Annotated in this window: 2 protein-coding genes; both read left to right on the forward strand. The window is 56.3% G+C overall.

Features of this window, described 5'->3' with window-relative positions; genetic code table 11:
- The first annotated feature begins 148 nt into the window (after window positions 1-148).
- Complete coding sequence (locus ACAW87_RS08965) at window positions 149-3,748, forward strand: hypothetical protein (protein ID WP_370723035.1); 3,600 nt, start codon at window positions 149-151, stop codon at window positions 3,746-3,748.
- A 105-nt stretch (window positions 3,749-3,853) separates the two neighbouring features.
- Window positions 3,854-12,013, forward strand: coding sequence for an Ig-like domain-containing protein (locus tag ACAW87_RS08970; RefSeq protein WP_370723036.1), 8,160 nt, complete (start codon window positions 3,854-3,856; stop codon window positions 12,011-12,013).
- Window positions 12,014-12,082 lie beyond the last annotated feature (69 nt).

A 12,082-nucleotide genomic window follows, 5' to 3' on the forward strand; every position in this document is an offset into this window, starting at 1 on the left:
TCGGCTTTTACCCCCTTTAGGGGGCATAGGGGCAAAGGCAGGGGGTGAAAGCGTACCTCGTGATGTGAACAAAGAAATTACAGCAGTGAACAGAGCAAATCACTAACAGTACAAGAAAAAAATGTATCAACAAGTCCAATTAACCACCATGAACCGTATCTGGTCGGGCCGAGTAGTCGGTCGGGCCGGGTATGTGATCATGCGCCGTATCCGGGTAACTGGATTGGCCTGGTTGGTTGGCTGTATTGGCCTGTGGCTGGGATATGTTCCATCGGCGCAGGCCCAAACGAATATCCGCTGTAGCGGGGCGAACCTCGTCAACTGGACAACCGTAACGGCGACCTCGGCCATTGGTTCACTGACAGCCCTGGACGGCACACCCATCAGCGTGACCGGTACGGGTAGTATGCTCAATCTGGGTGGCACGATGTCATCGAAAACCACCTACGATCCGTATACCAACAAGGCTAATTCGGTCAACCTGGACAATGCGGCCGAGCCACAAGTGACGGGCACCGGTCCATTTATCTATACCTGGACATTTTCGCAACCGGTCTCGAACCCATTCATGAATATCTTCAGCCTGGGTAATTCCGGGGTGAAAATCCGGTATACGTTTAAAGATGCGTCGGGGAATCCCATCAATTTCATCGTTCGTAAAACTGACAATTCGTCGACGTTTTATGCGTCGGCGGCCAACCAGTTGGAAGGGAATGAGGGCGATGGTACCATTCAGTTTCTAGGCGACGTCAGCACGCTGCGGATCGAGGTGACGTACCTGAGCGGCAGTACGTCGGAAGTATATACCGGTGTTACGTTTGGTGTACGCTGCCCCGATGTCTCGTTTACGTCTTGCCCGGTGCCGACCATCGTGGACTGGCAGTCAAACACGGCTGGGCAGGCGTTGGGAACCGTTACCGATAATGTATCGGGTAATCCGGTGAGTGTAACCCTGACCGGCAGTATTATCAATTCCGGTTTCCCCGGCGAGTTCAACAACACCAATAACTGGGACATCAACAGCTCGACTGGTGAGCGAGTGGCGATCGACAATGCGGCCGAACCACAGGTGACGGGCACGGGGCCGTTTCTGTACACCTGGTCATTGTCGGCACCAATCCGGCAACCCATCTTCAACATCAACAGCATGGGCAATTCGTCGGTGCGGATTCGCTATACGTTCTTCGATGAGAACAACGAGCCCCTGACCTTCATTGTCCGCAAAACCAATGACTGGGAGGCTTTTCGGCAGATTTCGGGCAACGTGCTCGAAGGTGCCGAAGGTAACGGGACCATTCAGTTCGACGGAAGTCCGTCGCAAATCAACATGCAGGTGACCTACGTCACCGGCTCAACGAGCGAAAACTCGACCACTATTCAACTGATCGCATCCTGCCCGGCTCCTGAGCCACAGGACGGCCTAAACGGTAAATGCAATGGTGCCAATTTCGCCAAATGGACCAACGTGTCGCCCAACTCGGTGGCCGGTACCATCATGGACGTTACCGGTACCGGCTCGTCCATTGTCGGCACGGGCAGTATGATAAACATCAACTACACCGGCTATTTCGACAACGGAAACGCCTACTACCTCAAGTCGCGCTACGCCGACCGGGTGGCTATCGATAATGCCGCCGAACCACAGACAAGCGGGACGGGGCCATTCCTGTATACCTGGACTATCTCGAACCCCATCAGTAACCTGCTGATGTACTTCTATAGTCTGGGGCAGGCTGGCAAACGGATTCGGTACACATTCAAGGATGCTTTGGGCAACCCGATTCCGTTTACAATTCTCAAAACCGACAACGCCACCAACTTCGCCAAAGTAGGCAGCAACCAGCTCGAAGGCGAAGAGGGCAACGGCACCATCCGATTCGATATGCCCGTAACGGTCATCAAGATGGAAGCCACCTACACAACCGGCAGTACGTCTGAGTTCTGGACCGGGATCACCTTTGGCGTGCTCTGCCCCGAAGCACAGGTACAGGCCTGCCCAACGCCCCGCTTCGCCGACTGGAGTTCGACCGTTACGGCCAGTCAGGCAACGGCTACCATGCTCGACGTAGCGGGCAATACCGTCAACGTGACGCTGAAAGGCAGCATCATCAACGGCGGCTATCCAAACGAATTTACGAACACGGCCATCTGGAACCCCACTCTGGCTAACAGCACCCGCGTCGCTATCGACAATGCAGCCGAGCCGCAGACGAGCGGTACGGGACCATTCAGCTACAGTATGGCGTTTTCGTCGACGGTGAAAGACCCCATTCTCAATGTCTACAGTATGGGTTCGTCGGGAACGAAGCTCAAATATACCTTCACCGACGGGGCCGGTAGCCCCCTCCAGTTCTGTGTCAGAAAGACCGATAACTGGGAGACTTTCCACCAGATTGATGGCAACGTGCTGATCGGGCAGGAAGGGAACGGCTCCATCCAGTTGCTGGGTACGGTGTCCGACATTCGGATTGGGGTAACGTACCTGACCGGCTCGACCTCGGAGTATTACACGACCATTCAACTGTGCAACAACTGCGCTACGCCGAGTATTCCGCCCAGTCTGACGATCAGCAGCCCGTATAATGTCGTGGTCAATACCACCAATCCGCCCATCAGCGGGACGGCCACGCCAGGGGCTTCGGTAACGGTGCTGGGGCCGGGCAACCAATCGTGCGTAACGACGGCCAGCGCGGCTGGTAGCTGGACCTGCACGAGCCTGACCTTCACGCCCGGTTCGCAGACGGTAACAGCCATAGCCAGCAATACCGTGGGTACGAGCAACGTAGCGGTAACCAGCTTTACGGTCGCGACTGTCTGCGCTACCCCATCGGTAGGCGGAACAGCGACCTATTCGGGTGGGCTGTTGTGCAGCAGCAGCAATGCCGGTACCATCCAGCTAACGGGCCAAACCGGCGCGGTGGTAACCTGGCAAACCTCGACCAACGGCGGCAGTTCCTGGACCGCTATTGCAGGTTCGTCCGGCAAGAATTCTTACAACTTCCTGAATGCCGCCAACGGGCAGCAGTACCGGGCGGTGGTGAATACGAGTGGTAGCTGTTCAGATGCGTTTTCCAATCCGGCTACCATCAGTACCAGCAGCAGCGTGTGCAGCATCACCACCTGCGACAACTCGTCGGGGAAGGTGGCTATTACGGTAGCATCATCGCTCACGGGCATCAACTACAGCCATCAGGTGGTGGCAACCAACACGAGCGGCCAGATCCTGTATGTATCCGGCACAAGCAGCCAGACCATCACGAACGTGGCCACGGGAAGCTATCTGGTGTATATGTTGAGCTATGATAACACCCAGCCGCCCCTCCCTAACCTAACCGTAGGCACGAACCTGACGGCGGTGGGCGGAGCCTGTGCGGCTATTTCAAACCAGTTGGTGTACGGCGTTTGTAACTGCCCAGTTCCATCGGTGGGTGGTTCGCTGGCTCTGGTCGGTTCGTTGCCGCTCTGCTCGGTGAGCAACCAGGGTATACTCACGCTGACAGGTCAGACCGGGGCGGTGAAGAACTGGCAAACCTCAACCGATGGCGGCAGTACCTGGATCGATATTCCGGGAACGGCGGGCCTGATGCAATACAGCTTTACGAATGCACAAAATAACCAGCAATACCGGGCGGTGGTGAATAACAGCGGCAGTTGTGCCGATGCGTTCTCGTCACCGTTCACGGCGCTCACAAGTGCATCGGCCTGCTCGGTCGATTGCCTGGTAACGCCGGGAGAGATTAAAAAATAGCGAAGGGCACAGGGCCTGGGGTAACTCTTCGCCCCAAGTGCCTGGCCGCTCAAAAGTGATTGTACGAAGTCCGTGAATAGTCATTATCCAAAGCGTATGTATAACGTGTACTCATCTTCTCAGAAAGGCATCCGGCAGGTCGAACCAGCCTGGACAACCCGTTCTCAGTCAGTACCCAGTTCGGTGAACCCGGCCTGGCATTGGCTTGGCAACAGCCAGAAACGGTCAGCTTCGCTGTTTGCCCTTTGGGTGCTGCTCGGCTTGTTGGTCGGCGTACCGATGGCAACTAGCCTGGCGGGTTCTCCCCTGAAGCCGAAGGCCGGTATGGTTGCTGTTTCCATCGGAGAGAACGCCCGACTACCAAAAGCAAGCGATACAAAGGCGATCGGTTCATCAGCCGTTCATCTTGGCTTGCAACGCCAGCGCGAATCAGCTTCGGTGAGTAAGTCGCCTAATCGGTTGCTTGCCAATTTGGGTACCCAGAAAGCACTAAACGGTGCTGACCAGTCGGCTGCACGCGTATCCGCAGCGGGTCCGGACACCGACGGTGATGGCGTAGATGACGACGTTGACCTCGACGACGACAACGACGGGATTCTGGATACGGCCGAGATGACCTGCGAACTGGTGACGAACGGGACTTTCACCGGAAATACGTCTGGCTGGACACTCTCTGGAAACGTAGTGCTGAATGCCAACAATTCGTTGTTCTTCAATACTGGTGGCACCGCCCCCAATGGAACTGTTACGCAAATCATCAGTACCACGGCAACAAAACAGTACACACTCACTTATTCATACAATATAAGTGTATTAAGTGCTTCTGGCTTACGTTTAGACATGATTGATGTGGTTACCAACCAGGTCATAGCCACGCAAACAATCATTAAGACGAGCACCACGCCAACGATGGAATCGTTGACGTTTAATGCGATTGGTGCCAATACACGAATCCTGTTTACCGACATCAGTACGACGGCGGCAGCGGCAGTGGCCGATGTGCAGCTAGACCTGGTCTCGATTAAATACTGCGACACTGATAAAGACGGTATCCCAGATAGCCTTGACCTAGATTCAGACGGTGATGGTTGCCCCGACGCTGTCGAAGGGGGCGCGGCCTTTACCATTCCCGGCGGTCAGGTTAATGGAACGACCGGTCAGTTAACAGGGACGGTGTCGACCTCGGCGGCCACGATAGGCGTGCCAACCATTGCCGGGTCTGGTCAGACAGTTTTATATAGTCAGAATGCTACAATAAATGCCTGTACTGATTCAGATGGAGATGGCATCCCTGACATTGATGACTTGGACGATGACAATGACGGGATTCTGGATAGCGCTGAATCTGGTACGACTCCACTTGGCTATACAAACTCAGCCTTTACCGGAAATGCAACTGGGTGGAGCTTAGACGGTTCTGGCGTTGCCTATTCTACTTACAATGGTGGTGGAATTGCTGGTGCGGCTCAATGTATTACTGGCATCTCAAGTTTCAGTCAGGCGTTGGGTTGTACAGAACCCATCATCAATTCCTTCTCATTCAAGTTTGGATGGAGTAATGGAATTCCTGTTCCTGGAACCTGTACAGGCGATGCCAGTACGAATAAAGATATAAGCATTAAGGTTGGAGGTATAACCTACGCAACCATCCGTACTCCATCGGATGGTGGTGCCAACACGGACGATGCAACCGATCAGGGGGGGGATGCACTGGTTACGGCTGTCAATGGGGCGACATTAGTAGGTGGCTCACCATTAGCCGTGAATTTTAGCCCATTCCTTAACTGGACACTGAGCACGATCACCTTAAATCTTCCGAAAGGGATTTCTAACGGTGCTGTTGAAGTCACGATCTCAAATTATGGTGCAGACGATGTCTTTTTCGATGATTTTGGCCTAAACGGGGGATGTGCCGCTGATACAGACAACGATGGTATTCCTAATTATCTTGACCTGGATTCGGATGGTGACGGTTGCCCGGATGCTATTGAAGGTGGAGCGGCTTTCACCACGGCTAACCTGAGCGGTAGTGCCCTGGCGGGGGCGGTCTCGTCGGCCACGGCTACCTATGGCGTACCCGTCACTGCGAGCACAGGCCAGACCATTGGATACAGCCAGACCTCAGCGGTGAACGGCTGTACCGATACCGACGGTGACGGCGTGCCTGATCTGGACGATCTGGACGATGACAACGACGGAATTCTGGATACGGCCGAGATGACCTGCGAAATCGTGACGAACGGAGGTTTTGCTGGCAACACGTCAAGCTGGACGTTGACGGGGAACGTGGCGCTGAATGCCAACAATTCATTGTTCTTCAATACTGGTGGCACCGCCCCCAACGGAGCAGTTACGCAAATCATCAGTACCACGGCATCAAAAACCTACACCCTCAACTATGCGTACGGTCTGAGTGTATTGAGTGCTTCTGGTCTTCGTTTAGACCTGATCGATGTGGCCACCAACCAGGTTATAGCCACTCAGACAATCATCAAGACGAGCACCACGCCAACGATCGAATCGCTGACGTTTAGGGCCATTGGTGCCAGTACACGAATCCTGTTTACCGACATCAGTACGACAGCGGCAGCGGCCGTGGCCGATGTGCAGCTAGACTTCGTCTCGATTAAATATTGCGACACCGACAAGGACGGCATCCCGGATAGTCTTGACCTGGATTCGGATGGTGACGGTTGCCCGGATGCTATTGAAGGTGGAGCGGCTTTCACCACGGCTAACCTGAGCGGTAGTGCCCTGACGGGTACGGTCTCGTCGGCTACGGCTACCTACGGCGTACCCACGATTGCCGGAGGGGGCCAATCGATTGGCGACAGTCAAAACGCTACCGTGAACGGCTGTACAGATACTGATAATGATGGTATTGCTGACACTGACGATCTGGACGATGACAACGACGGGATTCTGGACACGGCCGAGATGACCTGCGAAATCGTGACCAACGGAAGCTTCACTGGCAACACCTCAGGCTGGACGCTGACGGGGAACGTGGTACAGAATGCAAACAACTCGTTGTTCTTCAATACTGGTGGTACCGCCCCTAACGGTACACTTACGCAAGTCATCAGTACCACGGCATCAAAAACCTACACCCTCAACTATGCGTACGGTCTGAGTGTGTTGAGTGCTTCCGGTTTGCGTTTAGACCTGATTGACGTGGCCACTAACCAGGTTATAGCCACTCAGACAATCATTAAGACGAACACCACGCCATCGCTTGAATCGTTGACGTTCAGGGCCATTGGTGCCAGTACCCGAATTCTATTTACCGACATCAGTACGACGGCGGCAGCGGCAGTGGCCGATGTGCAGCTAGACCTGGTCTCGATTAAATACTGCGACACTGACAAGGACGGTATTCCAGATAGTCTTGATCTGGATTCAGACGCCGACGGTTGCCCGGATGCTATTGAAGGTGGAGCCGCTTTCACTCCGGCCAATATCTCCCCTGCTGGTTCTCTGACGGGTACGGTGTCGTCGGCCACGGCTACCTATGGCGTACCTACGATTGCCGGAACGGGCCAGACGATTGGTATGAGCCAGAGCGCAACGGTTCAGGATGCAGCCTGTGCTCCGCCAATGGTAGCGATCACCTCGCCCAACAACGTAACAACGACTAATACCAATCCGCCCGTCAGCGGTACGGCTACGGCACTGGCCTCAGTAACGGTCAACGCACCAAACGGGCAGCAATGCATCACCACCGCCAATGCCAGTGGTAACTGGACCTGTACGAGCCTGACCTTCACGGTGGGTTCGCAGACTGTAACCGCTGTAGCCAGCAATACGGCGGGTACCAGCACCGTAGCGACATCGAGCTTCACGGTGGTGAGCCTATGCGCCGTTCCGACCGTGGGTGGTACGGCTGCCTATGCGGGTGGCACGCTCTGCGATGTATCCAACGCCGGTACCGTAACGCTGACCGGCCAGACGGGCACGGTGGTGAAATGGCAGACCTCGACCAACGGCGGTGCTAACTGGACCGACATTGCGGGTACGTTCGGTAAAAACCTTTACAACTTCGTCAACGCCGCCAACGGACAACAGTTCCGGGCGGTACTCAACAACGGCGGGGCCTGCGTGGATGCGGTCTCCAATCCGGCCACGATCAGCACCAGCCCCACGGCCTGCTCATCGGCTACCTGCGACAAGTCGAGCGGCAACGTGGCCTTCACGGTAACGCCCGCTACCGTGGGCAGCAACTACAGCCATGTCATCATCATGACCAACGGGTCGGGTGTGATTCAATACGCATCGGCACCGGGCAGCAGCACGGTAACCAACGTAGCCGTGGGCAACTACCTGACGTACCTGGTGAGCTACGACAACACGCAATTGCCGCTACCCACCCTGACCGTCGGCACCAGCCTGTCGGCCATTGGTGGTGCCTGCGTGGTGTTCTCAAGTCAATTGCCGATCAAGGTATGTCCAAGCGTGGTGTTCGATTGCGCCAACATCAGCGTGGCGGGTTCGTTCATTGCCGGTACACCTTCGTCGGGCACCATGACGGTTCCCATCACGGGAGCGCAGGCCGGCCCATTCAGCCTGACGCTGACCGGTACCGGTTTTGCGTCGGTGCCATCGCCTTTCGTCACTACGCTGACCGCCAGCCAAACGGCCATCAGCATTCCGTTTACGTATGACGGCAGCGGTGTGGCCAGCGTTCGGAGCCTGTCGCTCAGTTCGAGCCAGGCCAACAACAGCTGTACGCCAACCGTGACGGTACTGCCCGTTACGCCTTGTATTGCCCTGACTCCGGGTCAGGTAATTCCGGGCAAGCCGTCGGTGCTGACGGGCCAGGCCACGTCATTTAGTTATGTCGGTGCCTCGGCCGGTAGCAGCGTGCGCTGGTACGTGGCTCCGTCGATCACAGCCTCGCCCAGCAGCGGAACCGGTACGGTAACCCCGGCTATCACGTTCCTGAACGCGGGCTATTACCAGATCATTTTCGAAGAAACGAACAGCAGCAACCCCGTTGGTTGTAACGTACCGAACACGGTGCAGTCGACGCTGGATTACCTCGTAAACGCGCCGGTCAACCCCTGCGCCAGCCCGGGATCGAGCACCGTGGTAACGTCGCCATCGACGGCGGCCATTGTGGTGGGTGGCACGGGCACCTTCACGCTGTTGGGTGGTCAGCCGTACAATAACGTACAGTGGCAGATCATTCCGGCCACGGGTGCTTCGCCAAACACCGGTTCGGGTGCCATTACCCCGGCTATTACGTTTAGCCAGGAAGGCCTCTACCGGGTTGTGTTCACCATGACCAACGCGGGCGACCTGACCTGTACGCCGGTTCAGAAAGTAAGCTCGGGCCTCATCTCGGTTGGTCTGAATCCCTGCGCCGCCCCCTCGCCGATCAGTGTGATCAATGCCACTGGTCTGACAAGCGCGACGGTGGGTACCACCACGACCTTCAACGCCATTGGCGGGGTACCGGGCCTGATGACCTGGAAAGTGTACCCAACCACGGGCGTATCGAGCGTGAGTGGCACGGGTAGCTCGGCTACGCTGACCTTCACACAGGCGGGTAACTATATCGTGACGTTCATTTCGTCGAACAGCACGTTGCCGCTGGGTTGTACCAAACCCGTAGCCACGGCCGGTAGCACGAACATTACAATATCGGCGGCACCAGCGGTCGTTCCGGTACCGATCAATGTAGATCCGGGCAAATCGACCACGGTGTGTATGCCGATCACCGATGCCGATGCCGTCGACAGCTTCACGGCCAGCATCTGCAGCCCACCGGGTGTGGGAACGGCCACCGTTGTGGCCAGCAACAACCCCCGTCAGGTGTGCGTGACCTACACCGCTCCGGCTACAGGTCCGGCCTCGACCTCGGTGTGTATCCAGGTCTGCGACAGCTATGGCAACTGCAAACAGAGCATCATTCCGATCATTGTCAACCCACCAAGCCAGACGGCCATTACGCCAGAGCCACCATCGATCATTGTGGTGCCGATTGTGACGCCGAAGGATACCCCGACTCAGGTGTGTATGCCGATTAAGGACCCCAACGTGGGCGATACCCACTCGGTGAGTGTGTGTGGCAACCCAACCAAAGGCACGGCTACGGCAACGGTCAACAACACCACGCATGAATTGTGCGTGACCTACACGCCAAACTCAGGCAGCGTGGGTCAGGATCAGATCTGTTTAGTGGTCTGTGACCAGACGGGCTTGTGCAAGCAGGTGATCGTGCCGATTACGATTGTGGACCCAACCCCACCGGGCACCACGCCGGTAGCGCCAAAGGTGACGCCAGTGCCGATCGTAACCCCGGTTGATAAGCCAGTGATCGTGTGCACGCCGATTGTGGACAACACGGGTGATACGCATACGGCCACCATCTGCGGTCAGCCATCGAGCGGTACAGCGCTGGTAGGTGTGGACAACACCACGCATACCTTGTGTGTGACTTACACAGCGGGTAGCACGCCGACCAACACGAGTCTGTGCGTGACGGTCTGCGACCAGGGTGGTCTGTGTACCGACGTCATCTTCCCGATCTCGGTACTGCCCACCAACAAGCCACCGGTATTGACGCCGGATATTGCCAATACGAACATCAACACGCCAGTATCGGGCAAGGTATTGACCAACGATACCGATCCGCAGGGCGGTCCGCTGACGGCCAGTCTGATTAGTCAACCCGCCAACGGTACGGTCGTGTTTAATTCCGACGGGTCGTACACGTACACGCCGCCAACGGGCTTCACGGGCACGACCAGCTTCTGCTACTCGGCCACCAACACGGCCGGTCTGAGCGCGAGCACCTGCGTAACGATCAACGTGAATCCAACGCCAGATCCGTCGCCAACCGGTAACGACCGGCCAATTCCGAACAACGATGCTACGCAGACAACGGTGGGTGTGCCGGTAACGATCAACATCGTGGCCAACGATACCGATCCGAATAACGCCACCACGATCAACGGTCAGCTGAACAACCCAACGCTGGTGTCACAGCCAAGCGTCGGTACGGCGGTGCTGAACGGCAACGGTACGGTAACGTATACGCCACCGGCCGGCTTCACGGGTGTGGTCACCTTCCCGTATCAGATCTGTGATAAGGCCACAACGCCGTTGTGTGCTACGGCCCTGGTAACGGTGACGATTCTGCCGACGCCACCGGCCAACACCACGCTGGCACCGGTAGCCATCGACGATGCGGTGATCACCAGAAAGGATACGCCAGCAACGGGCACGGTCGCCACCAACGACTCAGACCCACAAGGTTTACCGTTGAATTATACGAGTGGTCAGCCAACGAGTGGTACAGTGGTGATGAGTCCGAACGGTTCATACACCTACACGCCTGCTCCTGGGTACGTTGGTCCGGCCAGCTTCACCTATTCGGTCTGCAACACGGCTGGAAAGTGTGACGTAGCCACCGTGAATGTACTGGTACAGGCACCGGCCGGGTTGATCCTGCTGCCGAAAGCCTGGCTACAGGGATCGCTCTTCGGGGTAACGGCGGCCAATGGTATCATGCGCGACGACCTGCGGTCGAAAGGCTACCTGCCGCTGATCACGCCTTACATTGGGTTCAATGCTCTGACGCCAACGCCTGTACTGAGCAGCAGTGCGGTGTTTGCCACGACGGGTAACGACGCCATTGTGGACTGGGTATTTGTCGAACTGCGTAGCCCGTCGAGTTCATCGGTTATCGTCGACAGCCGGTCGGCGCTGATTCAGCGCGATGGCGACATTGTGGAACTGGACGGCGTATCGCCGATGGTGTTTAGCAAAGCCACGCCGGGTAATTACTACGTGAGCGTGAAACACCGCAATCACCTGGGCACGATGACGTCGACGGCCATTCCGTTGAGTGCTACCGGCACCGTGGTTGACTTCCGGATTCCTGATCCGACGCTTTACTACCGGGCTACCACCAGCGCCATCAACCAGGCGCAGGTGACAGTAGCGCAGGGGGTAGCCTTGTGGGCGGGTAACGTGCTCTACGACAAGACGGTCATCTACCAAAGTACCAATAACGACGTATCGGCTATTTCGGTCCAGGTCAAAACGGCCCGCAAGCCAGACGGTACGCTGTTCAACGTAACCGGATCAGCCCTCTACACGCTGAAGGGCTACTACACGGGCGATGTGAATATGGATGGCAACACCATCTACCAGGGAACAGGAAACGATGTGAACTATATCTTCCTGAACGTGACGAAGAACCATAAGGGTAATGTAACTGGCTCTAACATCTTCATTATCAGGGAGCAATTGCCATAAAAACAGATCGGGGGCGGGCCTACAGTCTGCTCCCGATACCCAGGCATTACACCGACGGACTTATAGTTT

This window comes from Fibrella aquatica (genome assembly GCF_041321135.1).
Taxonomy (GTDB): Bacteria; Bacteroidota; Bacteroidia; order Cytophagales; family Spirosomataceae; genus Fibrella; species Fibrella aquatica.